The organism is Bradyrhizobium campsiandrae (genome assembly GCF_014529705.1).
In the GTDB taxonomy this organism is placed as follows: Bacteria; Pseudomonadota; Alphaproteobacteria; order Rhizobiales; family Xanthobacteraceae; genus Bradyrhizobium; species Bradyrhizobium campsiandrae.
The window spans coordinates 48,856-63,455 of record NZ_JAANIH010000051.1 but is presented as its reverse complement, the minus strand read 5'-3'; the positions used below and the strand labels follow the sequence as shown (position 1 = coordinate 63,455).

12 protein-coding genes and 1 tRNA gene are annotated in these 14,600 nt (G+C 63.1%); 8 read left to right on the top strand and 5 right to left on the bottom strand.

Features of this window, described 5'->3' with window-relative positions; translation table 11 throughout:
* Positions 1-19: 19 nt before the first annotated feature.
* Together G8O24_RS30530 and G8O24_RS30525 are read left to right on the top strand one after the other, a co-directional pair.
* On the top strand, positions 20-472 hold the full coding sequence (locus G8O24_RS30530; RefSeq protein WP_188105861.1) for a VOC family protein: 453 nt from the start codon (positions 20-22) through the stop codon (positions 470-472).
* Positions 473-796: 324 nt separating this feature from the next.
* Positions 797-1,435, top strand: a complete 639-nt coding sequence (locus G8O24_RS30525) for a glutathione S-transferase family protein (RefSeq protein WP_188105860.1) — start codon at positions 797-799, stop codon at positions 1,433-1,435.
* Between the two features lie 136 nt (positions 1,436-1,571).
* On the opposite strand, the gene G8O24_RS30520 is transcribed toward G8O24_RS30525, so the two are convergent.
* Positions 1,572-1,820: a porin gene (locus G8O24_RS30520; RefSeq protein WP_188105872.1), complete on the bottom strand. Its 249-nt coding sequence runs from the start codon at positions 1,818-1,820 to the stop codon at positions 1,572-1,574.
* Positions 1,821-1,872: 52 nt separating this feature from the next.
* Positions 1,873-2,127: a PilZ domain-containing protein gene (locus G8O24_RS30515; protein WP_188105858.1), complete on the bottom strand. Its 255-nt coding sequence runs from the start codon at positions 2,125-2,127 to the stop codon at positions 1,873-1,875.
* A 228-nt stretch (positions 2,128-2,355) separates the two neighbouring features.
* Between G8O24_RS30515 and G8O24_RS30510 the strand changes: the two genes are divergently transcribed.
* A tRNA-Glu gene (locus tag G8O24_RS30510) sits at positions 2,356-2,430 on the top strand.
* A 47-nt stretch (positions 2,431-2,477) separates the two neighbouring features.
* On the opposite strand, the gene G8O24_RS44510 is transcribed toward G8O24_RS30510, so the two are convergent.
* The 3 genes from G8O24_RS44510 to G8O24_RS30490 all read right to left on the bottom strand — a co-directional run bounded on the left by G8O24_RS44510 (position 2,478) and on the right by G8O24_RS30490 (position 9,155).
* Positions 2,478-5,693, bottom strand: coding sequence for a M10 family metallopeptidase (locus G8O24_RS44510; RefSeq protein ID WP_244646064.1), 3,216 nt, complete (start codon positions 5,691-5,693; stop codon positions 2,478-2,480).
* A 349-nt stretch (positions 5,694-6,042) separates the two neighbouring features.
* Positions 6,043-7,614, bottom strand: coding sequence for a hypothetical protein (locus G8O24_RS30495; protein ID WP_188105856.1), 1,572 nt, complete (start codon positions 7,612-7,614; stop codon positions 6,043-6,045).
* 95 nt (positions 7,615-7,709) lie between these two features.
* Positions 7,710-9,155: a glycosyltransferase gene (locus tag G8O24_RS30490; RefSeq protein WP_188105869.1), complete on the bottom strand. Its 1,446-nt coding sequence runs from the start codon at positions 9,153-9,155 to the stop codon at positions 7,710-7,712.
* Positions 9,156-9,937: 782 nt separating this feature from the next.
* Between G8O24_RS30490 and G8O24_RS30485 the strand changes: the two genes are divergently transcribed.
* From G8O24_RS30485 to G8O24_RS30465, 5 genes are all read left to right on the top strand, one after another.
* Positions 9,938-10,564: a PilZ domain-containing protein gene (locus G8O24_RS30485; RefSeq protein WP_188105854.1), complete on the top strand. Its 627-nt coding sequence runs from the start codon at positions 9,938-9,940 to the stop codon at positions 10,562-10,564.
* A 166-nt stretch (positions 10,565-10,730) separates the two neighbouring features.
* Complete coding sequence (locus G8O24_RS30480; RefSeq protein ID WP_188105852.1) at positions 10,731-10,973, top strand: hypothetical protein; 243 nt, start codon at positions 10,731-10,733, stop codon at positions 10,971-10,973.
* Positions 10,974-11,553: 580 nt separating this feature from the next.
* Entirely contained in the window at positions 11,554-12,594 is a 1,041-nt protein-coding gene (locus tag G8O24_RS30475; RefSeq protein WP_188105850.1) for a PrsW family glutamic-type intramembrane protease, read from the top strand.
* Between the two features lie 69 nt (positions 12,595-12,663).
* Positions 12,664-13,242 (top strand): HdeD family acid-resistance protein, encoded by a 579-nt coding sequence (locus G8O24_RS30470; RefSeq protein WP_188105848.1) that lies wholly within the window; start codon positions 12,664-12,666, stop codon positions 13,240-13,242.
* A 233-nt stretch (positions 13,243-13,475) separates the two neighbouring features.
* The gene (locus G8O24_RS30465; protein ID WP_188105845.1) at positions 13,476-14,561 is read left to right on the top strand and encodes a 3-deoxy-7-phosphoheptulonate synthase; all 1,086 of its coding nucleotides are present in this window, start codon (positions 13,476-13,478) and stop codon (positions 14,559-14,561) included.
* Positions 14,562-14,600 lie beyond the last annotated feature (39 nt).

The window sequence follows — 14,600 nt, the reverse complement described above, 5'->3', positions numbered from 1 at the left end:
ACCCAAGGGAGCAACAACCATGCGTTATCTCCACACCATGCTGCGCGTGCGCAATCTCGATGTCGCGCTGAAGTTTTACCAGGATGCGCTGGGCTTGACGGAGGTGCGGCGGATCGAGAACGACAAGGGGCGCTTCACGCTGGTGTTCCTGTGCTCGTCGGATGATCTCGACGCGCTCAAGGACCAGCCCAAGACGCGCGGCGCGCCGCTGGTCGAGCTCACCTATAATTGGGACGAGGAGAAGTATGGCGAGGACCGCTTCTTCGGCCATCTCGCCTATGAGGTCGACGACATCTACGCCACTTGCGAGAAGCTGCAGAAGGCCGGCGTCACCATCAACCGGCCGCCGCGCGACGGCAACATGGCCTTCGTCCGCTCGCCCGATCTGCACTCGATCGAGCTGTTGCAGAAGGGCGAGCCGAAGCCGCCGCAGGAGCCGTGGGCTTCGATGCCCAACACCGGCCACTGGTAAGGCCCGCGCCAAAGGAACCAGCCCGCGTCAGCGGCGTTGCCCCTCCGACAAATGCAATTGGAGGAGGACGCGATGGGACGCGGAATTTTGTTGTGGCTGCTGGGTGTGCCGATCCCGGTGATCATTCTGCTGTGGCTGTTCTTCGGCCACTGACGTCAGGCGCAAACGCAGGTTTGTCGCGTCAGGCGCACGATGACGAAAAGCTCCGCCCTGGGCGGAGCTTTTTGCATAAGGGGCGCGCCGCAATCGCCATCCTCGGCCATCGGAAATTCCGCTATCACCCGCGCTGGCTGCGATCAACGAACAGCGCGCGGGGAGGATTTCATGGCGGAGCAGAAGCTGACGATCTGGGGCCGCGCCAATTCGGTCAACGTGCAGAAGGTGCTGTGGTGCCTTGCCGAGCTGGGCCTTGCCTACGAGCGCATCGATGCCGGCATGCAATATGGCAAGACCCGCGAGGCCGACTATCTGGCGATGAATCCCAATGCGCGGATTCCGACGCTGGTCGAGGGCGATTTCGTGCTGTGGGAATCCAATTCGATCATGCGCTATCTCTGCATGGCGCATGGGCGCGGCACGCCCCTCTATCCGGAGGCGCCGAAGCTGCGCGCCGGCGTCGACCGCTGGCTCGACTGGACGCTGTCGATGGTGCAGCCGGTCGACCGCCCGGTGTTCTGGGGCATCGTGCGCACGGCGCCCGCCGAGCGCGACATGATCAAGGTGCAGCAGGATGCCGATACGGCCGCCGAGGTCTGGGCGATCGCCGACCGCCTGCTCGCCACGCGCCGTTTCATGGAGGGCGACCAGTTCACGCTCGCCGACATCGCCGTCGGCGCCTATGCGCGGCGCTGGCTCGGGGTCGAGGGCATCACCCGGCCGGCGCAGCCGAACCTGACGCGGTGGCTCGCCGAGCTCGGCAGGCGGGCGGGATTTGCCGAGTACGTGGCGCGGCCGATGTCGTGAGCTGATGTCGTGAGCCCCATCGAGCCGCCGCAGCGGCTCAAGCCGCGGTAAGCGCGCGCGAAATCGCCGTGGCCGCGCAAACCGCCCGCGCCGGCTTCTACTGTGCATGGGGTTGTTTTCGTGTTTTGGGGCCGCTTCAGCGTCGGACCGCGGCGTCGACGCTGATCGCGCCGCCGATCTTCACGCAGGTGCCGGTGCCCTCGACCATGCGGAAGCCGCGGCCATAGGCGGCGCAGCCGTCCGCCTTCGCGCTCCCCGAGCCCGTGCCCTTCAGCGGCAGGGCCTTGTCCGCTTGCGGCCCTGCAGCCGGCGGCAGGCGCAAGGTCTCGCCCCTCGCTGCGGAGCTCAGTGCGACGGAGACGAGAAGGAGAATGGCGGCACGCATGCCCGCCTTGTAACCCGGGCCCAAGCGAGGCGCCATCCGGGAGGCCTGGACGTCAGAGAAACCTGACGCCGGCCGATTTGCCGCGGCGCCAGACCACCTGGCAGCTTCGCCCGGTCCGCGCGTCCCGCGCAAAGGCCATCCGGATCACGCCCGGAAGCTGGCTCGCATCCTCGTCCAGCGTGATCCTGGCGCCCGAGCTCGAAATGTCCTCGACCAGGCAATGCCGCGCCGCGAATCCGCCCTCGAGCGTGATCCAGGCATGCTGCGACAGCAGTTTGCGGGCTGCGCGCTTCTTGGGCTGTGGCATTGACGAAAGGTCTCCCGTCCCCCAGCGCTAGCTCAGGGAACCCTAAGAAATCGTTGAAATCACCGCCCGAACGGTCCCGGGACGGGCTATCCACCGCCGCCAAAAGAGCGTTCCGGGACGGCTTGCCCACGGGCCCAAAGGCCACTATACGTTCGCCCGCTGCAAGCCGCCGGGCACGATTCAGGCGGCCAGCGGGCCTGTCGCCATATGCTGTCAGGCCTTGCGTTTGCTCCCTTCGTCTATCGGTTAGGACGCCACCCTTTCACGGTGGAGAGAGCGGTTCGATTCCGCTAGGGAGCGCCACTCAAGGCGGCGAGATCTGACCGGGATTGTCGGGCGCCGCCTGCCGTTCACACCACAATGTGAAACTCCTTCCAGGCACTCCAGGCCGTGCCGTCAAAGGCCTGCACCCAGAGATCATCGGAGACCGCGCCGCTCTGGAACGTGGTGCTGGCGAGCTGGGCCGCGGTGACGTTGATGTTCTGATTGGTGCCCTGTGTCACGCCGTTGACGACGAAATGCCCGCTGCTGGCGTCGGCCGTCGAGTCCCAGAAGCGATAGGCAGTCATGCTGTCGCCATCGGCATCGCTGACCGAGAACAGGCTCGATGCCGCGATGGTCTGGTTGTGGGAGGCGGCGACATCGGACGCCGACACGATGGGAGCATGGTTGACCGGCGGATTGACGTGAAACTCCTTCCAGGCGCCCCACGTCGTTCCGTCGAAGGCCTGCACCCAGAGATCGTCGGAGACCGTGCCGCTCTGGAACGTCGTGCTGGCGAGCTGGGCTGCAGTGACGTTGATGTTCTGATTGGTGCCCTGTGTGACGCCATTGACGATGAAATGACCGCTGCTGGCATCGGCCGTCGAGTCCCAGAAGCGGTAGGCTGTCATGCTGTCGCCGTCCGCGTCGCTGACCGAGAACAGACTTGATGCCGCGATGGTCTGGTTGGAGGTGGCGACGACGTCGGACGCCGACACGACGGGAGCGTGATTGACGGGCGCGTTGATATGGAACTCTTTCCAGGCGCTCCAGGCCGTGCCGTCAAAGGCCTGCACCCAGAGATCGTCGGAGACGGCGCCGCTCTGGAACGTGGTGCCGGCGAGCTGGGCTGCGGTGACGTCGATGTTCTGATTGGCGCCCTGAGCCACGCCATTGACGACGAAGTGCCCGCTGCTGGCATCGGTGGTCGAATCCCAGAAGCGATAGGCGGTCATGCTGTCGCCATCGGCATCGCTGACCGAGAACAGGCTGGAAGCCGCGATGGTCTGGTTGTGCGTGGCTGCAATGTCTGAAGCCGCCACCACCGGGGCATGGTTGACCGGCGCGTTGACGTGGAATTCCTTCCAGGCGCTCCAAGTCGTTCCGTCGAAGACTTGCACCCACAAATCGTCGGAGACGGCGCCGCTTTGGAAGGTGGTGCCGGCGAGCTGGGCTGCGGTGACGTCGATGTTCTGATTGGCGCCCTGAACCACACCATTGACGACGAAGTGCCCGCTGCTGGCATCTGTGGTCGAATCCCAGAAGCGATAGGCGGTCATGCTGTCGCCGTCGGCGTCGCTGACCGAGAACAGGCTCGAGGCCGCGATGGTCTGGTTGTGCGTGGCTGCAATGTCTGAAGCCGCCACCACCGGGGCATGGTTGGCCGCCGGGTTGACGTGGAATTCCTTCCAGGCGCTCCAGGCGACACCGTCGAAAGCCTGCACCCAGAGATCGTCCGAGACGACACCGCTTTGAAACGTGGTGCCGGCTAGCTGCGCTGCGGTGACGTCGATGTTCTGGTTGGCGCCCTGGGCCACACCATTGACGACAAAATGGCCGCTGCTGGCGCTGGCCGTCGAGTCCCAGAACCGATAGGCGGTCATGCTGTCGCCATCGGCGTCGCTGACCGAGAACAGGCCCGAGGCCGCGATGGTCTGGTTGTGCGTGACTGCGATATCCGAAGCCGCCACCACCGGGGCATGGTTGGCCGCCGGATTGACGTGGAATTCCTTCCAGGCGCTCCAGGCGGTACCGTCGAAAGCCTGGACCCAGAGATCGTCCGACACGACGCCGCTTTGAAACGTGGTGTTGGCGAGTTGCGCGGCGGTGACGTCGATGTTCTGGTTGCTGCCTTGGGCTACACCATTGACGACGAAGTGTCCGCTGCCGGCATCGGTCGTCGAGTCCAGGAAGCGATAGGCGGTGATGGTGTCGCCGTCAGCATCGCTGACCGAGAACAGGCTCGAGGCTGCAATGCTTTGATTGTGCGCAGCGACGAGATCCGCGGCGCTGACGACCGGTGCAACGTTCGCGGCGGTGATGAATGTTGCACTCGAAACAGTGCCATCAGAGAACGCGAAGTACTCGACACCGGAAACGATGTCCGTCCCGTCAGGCGTACCAGGCCGAAGATCCGTTATCGTAAAAGTCTGGGTGGCCGAATTATAGGAGACGGTGTAATTCGCCTTCGCGCCGGAATAGACCGCCGTATCTGTGCCCGAGCCGCCGATGATGGTGTCGTTGCCTCCACCGCCGGTGATCGTATCGTCGCCCGCACCGCCATCCAATACGTTCGCGACCGCATTGCCGCTGATCGAATCATTGCCGGAGCCACCGATCGCGTTCTCGATGTATGAGCGCGGGTCGCCATCATACAAATAGGCGTTGTAGACATTCCCCGACGCGTAGTGACCATCTCCTAAAGACGCGAGTTGAGCAGTCGAAAAGACGGAGGCCGCACCGGGATTGAGGTCAATCGTCAAGTCGGTCGAGTAATTCGAAAGATCGTAGGTATCGACGCCCCCGCCATCCCAGATGGTTTCGAAGATGCGGTTGGCTGCCCCACCGCTGCCATCGCCTGGCGGGAGCTGGGCGACACCATTGATATACTCCTGACCTGTAGTCGGATTCCAAGTGTAGACCGAGTTCTCATTGTGGGTGGTGAAATTGGCACCATACATCGTCTGAAGAGCGAGGATGTCGTTTGCCATATAGGTCTGCGGATATCCGAACGCCTCATTGGCGTAGACACCGGTGACGTCTGCTCCCGCGTAGCTGCGGTAGCTCATCACGGTATATTCGAGATCGTCGTGGTTCGCCGGCACGGCAACGTCGGCGACCCCTCCTCCATCCTGGCTGTGCTTCAGCCCAAATGAATGTCCGAGCTCATGGAGTGCGTCCGCAAATTCGTAGTTGCCCGCTAAGGCCTGCGAGAAATCATAGGCTGTTCCAAACCACGCATCGCCACCTTCGGAATAATTTGGATCCGGCAGGTAGGCCCAAGAGGTCGGATTGACCACCGAGGTCTGTGCGACCATGATGTCCGCGGTTCCCGTCCCGGCAAACTGCACGACCAGATCGGTATAAGCCATCACCAAACTCACGGCGTAGTTGACCGCAAATTTCAGCGCGTCCGGGATCGCAGAAAAATACGGGTCTGTAACTTCACCGTAGCCGTAATTGGCAGAGTAGACGGAGGGCGAGTCGGGAAAGCTGTAGGTGACGACTCCTGACCAAGCAGTTCCACCCAACAGGCCATCGATGTCTTGATTGCCCGTCGCGCTTATCGATACCACACTCGCCATTGCCAATTGCCCGATTTTGCCGAATGCCACAACGGGCGCACATCATTGCGATCGAGTTAATTGTCATCGACACGTCGAGAGCATGGTAAACCGACTGGCGCGGCACTTGGACTTGCGGCCTGGCCGAGCGCCAAGCGGGTGCCGGCGATATTTCCAAGTCACCGACGGGAGTTGCGATGCGATTTACAGCGCCGCGGCGCCGCCGACCTGCTGCCGCGCCTCAACCACGCGGTCGGCGACCGGCCTGGACCAACATCGCCCACGTCGAGTGCTCGGGAACTGCTGTCACCGTGGCACCCTCGATCTCATCTTCACCATCAAAACGGCTTCGCCACCCGGCTAGATCCCGTCACCGCGCATCGAGGAAACTGCTCTGCACCTTTGCGCAGGCAAGCCCCACGCTATAGACGTGAATCCCCTCGATCTCGCAATGGTCCGGCTTGAGCGCCAGCAGCCCGATCGCATTTTCGGCGTCGAGCTCCACCGCCGAGCGGACGATGATGCAGGGATAGTCCAGCGCGAGCTTCGCGTAGCTGTACGGACGAAAATTATTCTTGAGAACGTGCGTGTAGGTGTTGTGGTCCAGCAGCGGCGCCGTGAAGGCGCTCGCATAGGCCGCAGAGAACCTCTCTCGCATCGCCCGGTCGCCCCAGAGCTGCAGCGTCATGTCCCAGCCGTGGTTCATGTCGTTCTCCGGCGCGCGCACGAACATGCCGGAGACGTTGGCGCAAGCGGGACCGGCCGCGACCACAGCCTTCGAGAGCCTCCCCCCGATCGCGTTCAGCCCGGACTGGCGAAGCGCGGCAGTGCGGGCGTCGACCAGCGTCACCCCGCCCATCACGACGCAGAGACTGCTCGCCACGAGGCTCAGCGCAACCGCCGAAAGAGCGGGCGCCAGACGCCTGAGCTGTACCACGACCAGGACCAGCACGCCCCCGGTCTGGACCCACGGCGCCAGCATGTAGTGAAGCGCAAAATGCTTCGATGTCGCCACGAGGTGGGCGGCGTAGATCAGGGCGGCCGCACCAAGCGTTAGGCTGACCGGATCGCGCCAGCTCCGGCTCCTGACGCACCAAGCCAGCGCCGTGCCCGCAGCAGCGACATAGATGCCGGCCACCACGGACGCTGATGCGGTGATCTCGCCCATGTTGGACCAGAACGTTCCGAAGTCGATGAACCCCGCCTCGCCCTCGCCGTAATATCCCTTGTGGGTCGCGATTTGCACAAGCCATCCGAAGCCGCGCGTAATCGTTCCCGGGTTGAAGATCAGATTGAAGCCAATGAAGCCGATCGTCCCCGCGATCATGGCCGCAACCAAAGCGCGCCTGTTTCTGAGCAAGCACACGGCGAACAGGGCTTGCGGCAGATAGAGATATTTGGTCGAGAAGCCGAGCGCGAACATCGCCCCGGACAAGACGCCGAGACCTGCCGTCGGCGGATGTGTATCCAGCGCAGCCTTGATCACGATCGCCATGCCGAACAGCGCGATCGCGGCCATCAGACTTTCCGGCGCCAGCACCGTTTGGTAGTGAAACGCGTCGGAATGAACGAACGCGCCGGCCTGAAACAGCATTGCGGCGACCGCGCTCTGCGTCGTCCGCCCGACGATAAGCCCGCCTGCCAGCAGCGCGCCTGTCAGCACCAGCGCCTCGCAGGTCCGTGCCGCCCATGTGATCGCATCGTAATGTTGAAGCCCGAACGCGACGACATCCTCAGTGCGGGCCACCAGGCTCCAGCTTCTGATGACCAGCTCGACGAGCAGCGTCGTCGTCGTTCCCGGATGATCGAACTTCAGCGAGCCGTAGCCCGCCGCCGCCGCCAGCCCGTTCATGGTGTAGGCCGATTCCGGATCGACCTGGACGCCCCAAACCGCTTGCTTCACCGAATAGAGCAGCGTCGCCGCCAGATACAGTGACGGCACGATGAGGATCAGCAGCGTTCTGATCCTAGCACTTGCGCCTGCGTCGGGAAAACACGAGGCAACCGGCATCATCGTCGAACCGCGACTGCCACGGCCTAGATCGCCTTGATCTTGAGGAAGGCGAAAGCCACCATCTTGAGCAGCATCCAGCCATGGCGAAATCTCGAGATCTGTGTTTCGCCATAGGTGCGTGCGGCGTAGCGGATCGGGAGATCCACTGATTTCAAGTTGAGCTTCGATGCGCCGAAGATCAGGTCGAAATCGCCGAACGGATCGAAATCGCCGAAATAGGCCTTGCCGGCCTTCAGGCGCTGATAGTCGCTGCGGCGCAGGACCTTCGTGCCGCACAGCGTGTCGGTGTAGCGCTGGTTGAGCAGCCAGGAGAACAGATAGGAGAAGATCTTGTTGGCGATCAGGTTGAGAAAGCGCATCGCGCCTTCGTCCATCGGATAGACCAGACGCGATCCATTGACGAACTCGCCCTTGCCCGACAGCAGCGCCTCGACGAACTTCGGAAGCTGCTCCGGCGGCATGGTCAAGTCGGCGTCGAGAATGATCAGCACGTCGCCACGCGCCGCGTCGAATGCGGTGAAGACGGCGTCGGCTTTGCCCTTGCCGGGTTGGCGCATCACCTTGATGTCCTTGGACGGATACGCCTGCTTGACGCGCTCCATTTCCTCGAAAGTCCCGTCCTGGCTGTGGCCTTCGATGAAGATGATCTCGATATCGCTGCAGAAGTCTGGAATGCGCGCGACCGCAGGCTCGATATTGCCGCGCTCGTTGCGCGCCGGGACGACGATGGTGACCGAAGCAAACTCTTCTCGTGCCCTGCGGCTCGAGCGTGCCACCAGATAGTGCCGCAGCGCCAGCTGCCGGATCCCCGGCAGCACGCTGACGAAGCGATTGAGAAAGCGGCCAAGCCCGAACATCGCGATCGGCGAAAGCACGCGTTGCTCCGATTTTACGGGATCGAAATCCGCGAGCCTGGCAAGGCTGCGCAAATCGGCCGGCGACAGCACGTTCTGCTCCGGCTGCGGCATCCGCAGGCCGACGAGTTCGGCGAATTTCAGCAGGGGATACCAGAGATGCGAGAAGTAACCGATCACCAGGCGCGTGTCCCGCGTACAGAACGGATGCAGCTGGGCGATGAACTTCTGACAGTCCTCCATCGACCCGATCGTATCGAGCACGAGGATGTAGTCGAACGGACCTTGCAGCGCCCCGAGTGTCACGACGTCCTCGGCATCGCCCTCGACGAAGGTAAGATCGGGGTGGCGCTGCCGCGCGATCGCGATTTGCCTGCCACAGAAATCGAGCCCGACGCCATGCGACGGCGCGAGGCTCGCAAGCGTATCGCCAATACCGCAGCCGATGTCGAGGACGCGACTTCCCGGTGGGATCAGAAAGCGGAGATAGCGCTCGTCCTCGTCGTGGAAAAAGCGGTTCTTCTCGCGCCATGCCACGCGATCCGGGGCGATACGGCCAGCGTGATCGAGAATGCCTGCTTTCCGCGGTGACAGGCAGCCGTCCGTCACGGTCATGTCCATGACAAGACACAGGCCACGTCGAGCCTGATCGCGCTGAAATTAACTGCAAAATCGAGCGCTGCGGCGCAAGACGCCGTAGCCATGAAAATAGACATCGATATGGTCCCCCCAGACCTTTTCGATACTCAAGCGCAACTGAGGAGCGAGATCAACAGGAAGATCGTCGACGAACGTCTGGCACATTCTCAGCGACCGACGGCTACGCCGTCCTGTCAGCCATCATCGCGTTCTTTTTTTCGATCGCCCGTGCCGATCTATGTCGGCGCATTCATCTTCCTGACTGATGGCGAGCGCATCGAAAGCGCGCTCGCCGTGATCGGGATCCGCTTTGATCCCGGAGCTGTTGGGCCCGATATCATCAGGGCTTCGTCTCGCTGTTCGGGTGGTTTGCTCTGCTTCTGGCGTTGCGAGGCTATCTTCCCACCTGGCTCGTGCCATGCATGCCTCCGGGCGACCCGCCCTGGTCTATCGTGGCCGGCTTGCCTTTGCATTTACCGTCCTCGAAACAGTGTCGGTCCGTGCGACCCGGCGCGTATTCTCAGGTTTCTCTGAGCATCGCCATTCAGGAAGCCTCGGTAGCGGCGCGCCACTGCAATGCCGTGCACGTGAACGCGCGCACCGGACACCAGGGACATTTTGCCGCCGGCCACCGGCACGCCACCGCGCCGTCCGTTTACCGGAAATTTACCCCTGCTCCTGAACGGCGGTATCATTTGCTTAGAGGTTGATTGGTACCGTGGAATTACGGAAACAATCAGAAACACGATTTGGCGCCCATGTCCGTCGCAGAGTTCCTCAGGCAGCGTGCAGTGGAAGTGAGCGTGACGGGCAGCTACTCTCTGCATCGCTGGTACGATTGTGAGGGCAAGCTGCGAAACTTCGCCTGCCGGACCAAGCGCGTGTCGCCGTTTCGCATGATCGTGGACGTGCCGGTCGTCGGCAAGATCGGCGAGCGCGTGACCTCCTATTTCCAGGACTTCGGCGAATTCCAGTGTACCATCAGCGCGACGATGAAGTCGGGTTTCCTGATGGAGCTCGACATGACGCGGGCACGTCGCGCCTGGATGTCGGAAAAGCTGACTTGGCTCGAAAAGAAGCAGAAGGACGACAGCATCAAGGAGCTGCGGCGCGACGCCCGCTTCGTCCCCCAGGCGTCGCACACAGTCCTGACCCTCGCCGACGGCAGCAGCCATCCCTGCTTCATCATCGACGTCTCCACGGCCGGCGTCGCCATCTCCTGCGAATACGACCCGGCGGTCGGAACCCCGCTTGCCGTCGGTGCGTGCGTCGGCCGCGTCATCCGCAAATTCGACAATGGCTTTGCGGTCAAATTCGCCGAAAAGCAGCAGCGGGACGATCTCGTCCGGCTGATCGTGCGCCAGGGCCTGCCGCAGCCGGCCTGAGGCCGGACCGGATCGCCCCGATGGCGGCCTGAAATGGGGACGCGGCACTAACGGGTCGTCTTGTCTCCGCATCGCTGCCCTATCGCCGCCCAATTGCCGGATCAGCTTTTGAATGTCCGTGCCTCAGGCCGGACATTGTTTTGCGGGCTTGCGATCGGGGGACCGGATGGCAGTCAACAAGATCACCTGGGACAGGGTTGGCCGGGTCACCGAGCCCGGGCGCTACATGTACACGTTCGGCTGGCTCACGATTACGGCCGGCGATCTCGATATCTGGAAGCAATATCCGCAAGCAGCATTCACGCTGCTCGCGCACCAGTCCGAGCCTGATCAGGCCGCCGGCGAGGAATTCCATCTCGGCGCATTCGACATCGCCCCCGACCGCCCGCCGCCGTTCACGACCCATTGAGGGCAAAGGGCGGCTGCCAGCCCTACGGTTGCAAGGCGCCATTGCGTGATGCAGAGGCCTTTTCGGGAACGCATGGCATGGGCGTTGCTTAATCAAGGGCATGATCCAGATGCCTCCCGCCGATCAGGCCTTTCTCCTGCTGCTCCTTGTCTCGTGCCTTGGCACGTGCCTTGTACGCGCCATCTGGGAGCTCGAGCAGTTGCGAGCCCGCCGGGGCGCGCTCTTGCCTCGCGAACGTATGACGAAGCGTGACTAGGCCATCCCGCCCGTCATGCGTTGTCCGAACGGGACCTGTCCCGTCTCTGGCCTCGCAGTCCGAGGATGCGCATCGTGAATTGAAGAAATCCGCACATCGCTCTGATCTAACTCATCAATCGCAGCCCGACGACACCTCGGAAACCGTTCTGATCGATGGCGAAATGATGCTGTCATGCAGTTGATTACACTCGCATTCTGCACGTTGCCGCCTTGATGAACGCCAGCTGTCGCGCTTGTTAAGCAACCAGACAGCGATCGCATGACAGAAGGTCGCATCGGGAAACGTGGATAAGCGGACCAAGGGAACCTATCTTCGGCGCGGATGTACCTGATTGAAGCGTTACCCACCGTCATCGGAACGGCTGCCATCGCTCCAGCGCTGCTGATGCTGTGGCTCGTCATAGCCGCCGAGGAACGCCCCGGACCTCCGGCCCAGGTCTGGACGGCCTTCCTGTTAGGGGCCGCCAGCATCTCACTGCTGGGTCTTGCCAGGGCCCCGTTCGCCAAGATGGTTGCTGCGCCTGACAATCCCTGGGCGGCGCTCGCCATGCATTCGGTCTTCAGCGTCGCGCTGCCCGAGGAGGCGGTGAAGGTGATCGCGATCGTGCTGGTGTCCTCGACCAAGCGGCGTACGTTCGCCAACCCCATGGACACCGTGGTCTATGGCGCTGCCGTCGGCCTCGGCTTCGCGGCGTACGAAAACCTCGCTTATCTGGTCCAGCATGCCGAGATGTGGCGGTCCCTTGCGGCGCTGCGCAGCGTGCTGACGGTACCGTTCCACGGTGCACTCGGCATCATCGCCGGCGCCTATCTGACGATCGCGCGGGCCGGTACGGCGCTTGGTGCAAACCGCCATCACCGCGACTGGGCCCGCCTCTCCAGCCGGCTGCTGATCTTCGCGGGCCCCCTGGCGCTGCACTCCGCCTTCGACTTCCCGCTGCTCACGCTGCAGCGCATGCCAGATCTCGATCCGACCTTGCGGATGTGGCTGGGCGGCGCGAGCCTGCTGGTCGGATTCAGTTCGATCGCCTTCGCAATTCGTCTGGTCCGCCGCGTCGCGCGTCACCACGCGCCCCGCACCGATATCGCGCGGGAACGGCTCAGTCAGTTGCGGCGGATGTGGGCGTTGCTGCTTGCCGGCGGCGGCGTCGGCTTCCTCGGCCTGGCGTTCGTGCTGACCTCGATCCACCACTGGCTCATCAACCCCGAGCGGAATCTGACGCTGGCCCTGATCCCGATCGGTTTCGTCTCGATCCTGCTCGGCCTCGCGCTTCTGATCGTCACAACCGCGATCTATATTCTCGGCCGCAACCGCATCCGCACCAGCGGCGACGGTTTTTCGTCTGCGCACGGCGGCGGTTGAGCCCCAGGATAGCAAGCGCGGTGTGGGCAGGCTAGATTGGGCGCATGCATTTCGATCCGGAGCCTGCCGATGACATCGCCTGAGGATTTTTCACAGCTGCAATCGGCGATGAGCCAGGCGGTGAAGGCACATTGGAAGGCCTTCCTGTTCGAAGGCATCTTGCTCGCCATTCTCGGCCTTGCGGCGCTGATCCTGCCACCGCTTGCAAGCCTCGCCACCGCGATCTTCCTCGGCTGGATGTTTTTGATCAGCGGTGTCGGCGGCTTGATTGCGACTTATTGGGCGCGCAGTTCGCCGGGCTTCTGGTGGTCGCTGATTTCGGCTGCGCTCGCAATCCTCGCCGGCATGATCCTGCTGGCGCGGCCGATGCAGGCCGTGCTGACACTCACCATCGTGCTCGGCGCCTATTTCCTCGCCGAGGGCGTCGCGACCATCATGTATGCATTGGAGCACCGCCGCGAGCTGAGCGGCCTCTGGTCCTGGCTCCTGATCTCGGGGCTCGTCGACATCGCGATTGCATTCATGGTGATCACGGGATTGCCGAGCTCGGCGGAATGGGCGATCGGCGTGCTCGTCGGCATCAACCTTCTGTTCGGCGGCGCGACCCTGATCGGCATGGCGCTGGCGGCGCGCAAAAGCAACAGTTGAGCCGCCTCGCAGCCTCGACGCCGATTGGGGGGTGACAATCCGCCATCGGCGCGCTATATCGCGTGCCATGATCACCGTCGCCACCAGCTATTTTTGGTACTTTAGCTACGACAGCTCGCTGGCGGCAGGAGGATCGCGCTCAATCTGAAATATTGAAGCAAACGTCCGAACAGCCGCCAGACCTGGCGGCTTTTTTATTGGCCGGCAGGTTCTGAAACAAACAGGAGCCCGCCGTGCTGAGCACGACTGACGATCTTCGTATCCGCGAACTGAAAGAGTTGAGCACGCCGGAAGAGGTGATGCGGGAGGTCCCGCGCACGCTCACAGCGACCCGTGTGGTCATGGCCGCGCGCAACGCCATCCACGCCATCCTCAACGGCCAGGACGACCGGCTTCTGGTCGTCGTCGGTCCCTGCTCGGTGCATGATCCCAAGGCCGCGCTCGACTATGCCGAGCGTCTCGCCAAACTTCGTGAGGACCTCGCCGATCAGCTCGAGATCGTGATGCGGGTCTATTTCGAGAAGCCGCGCACCACGGTCGGCTGGAAGGGCCTGATCAACGATCCCGATCTCGACGGCAGCTTCGACATCAACAAGGGCTTGCGGCTCGCACGCAACGTGCTCTCGGCCGTCAACAATCTCGGCCTGCCCGCCGGCACCGAATTCCTCGACATGACAACGCCCCAATACATCGCCGACCTCGTGTCCTGGGCCGCCATCGGCGCGCGCACGACCGAGAGCCAGATCCACCGCGAGCTGGCCTCGGGGCTGTCCTGCCCGGTCGGCTTCAAGAATGGCACCGATGGCAACGTACGCATCGCGGCAGACGCGGTGAAATCAGCGTCGCATCCGCATCATTTCATGGCGGTGACGAAGCTCGGCCGCTCAGCAATCGCCTCGACCGCGGGCAACGAGGATTGCCACATCATCCTGCGCGGCGGCACTCAGCCGAACTACGACGCGGCAAGCGTTGCGGCGGCCTGCAACGATCTGGCGAAGTCAGGCGTTGCCCCGCTGGTGATGGTGGACGCGAGCCACGCCAATTCGAGCAAGAAGCCGGAAAACCAGCCGCTGGTCACGGCCGACATCGCCGGCCAGATCGCCGGCGGCGAGAACCGCATCATGGGGGTGATGATCGAGAGCAATCTCGTGGCCGGTCGTCAGGATGTCGTGCCGGGCAAGCCGTTGACCTACGGCCAGAGCATCACCGACGGATGCATCGATTGGGCGACGACGGCAACCGTGCTCGAGCAACTCGCCGATGCGGTCGAGATCCGCCGCAACACCGCGCGGGCGGGACTGCACGAGCGCTCTGCGTAACGAGGGCCAGGGCGGGCGGGGCGATGCTGTTCGCGCCCT

What these genes read in the sequence shown, in the direction of transcription:
- G8O24_RS30530 (WP_188105861.1), top strand. Translation starts at nt 20, where the DNA reads ATGCGTTATCTCCACACCATGCTGCGCGTGCGCAATCTCGATGTCGCG.
- G8O24_RS30525 (WP_188105860.1), top strand. Translation starts at nt 797, where the DNA reads ATGGCGGAGCAGAAGCTGACGATCTGGGGCCGCGCCAATTCGGTCAAC.
- G8O24_RS30520 (WP_188105872.1), bottom strand. Translation starts at nt 1,820, where the DNA reads ATGCGTGCCGCCATTCTCCTTCTCGTCTCCGTCGCACTGAGCTCCGCA.
- G8O24_RS30515 (WP_188105858.1), bottom strand. Translation starts at nt 2,127, where the DNA reads ATGCCACAGCCCAAGAAGCGCGCAGCCCGCAAACTGCTGTCGCAGCAT.
- G8O24_RS44510 (WP_244646064.1), bottom strand. Translation starts at nt 5,693, where the DNA reads ATGGCGAGTGTGGTATCGATAAGCGCGACGGGCAATCAAGACATCGAT.
- G8O24_RS30490 (WP_188105869.1), bottom strand. Translation starts at nt 9,155, where the DNA reads ATGACCGTGACGGACGGCTGCCTGTCACCGCGGAAAGCAGGCATTCTC.
- G8O24_RS30485 (WP_188105854.1), top strand. Translation starts at nt 9,938, where the DNA reads ATGTCCGTCGCAGAGTTCCTCAGGCAGCGTGCAGTGGAAGTGAGCGTG.
- G8O24_RS30480 (WP_188105852.1), top strand. Translation starts at nt 10,731, where the DNA reads ATGGCAGTCAACAAGATCACCTGGGACAGGGTTGGCCGGGTCACCGAG.
- G8O24_RS30475 (WP_188105850.1), top strand. Translation starts at nt 11,554, where the DNA reads ATGTACCTGATTGAAGCGTTACCCACCGTCATCGGAACGGCTGCCATC.
- G8O24_RS30470 (WP_188105848.1), top strand. Translation starts at nt 12,664, where the DNA reads ATGACATCGCCTGAGGATTTTTCACAGCTGCAATCGGCGATGAGCCAG.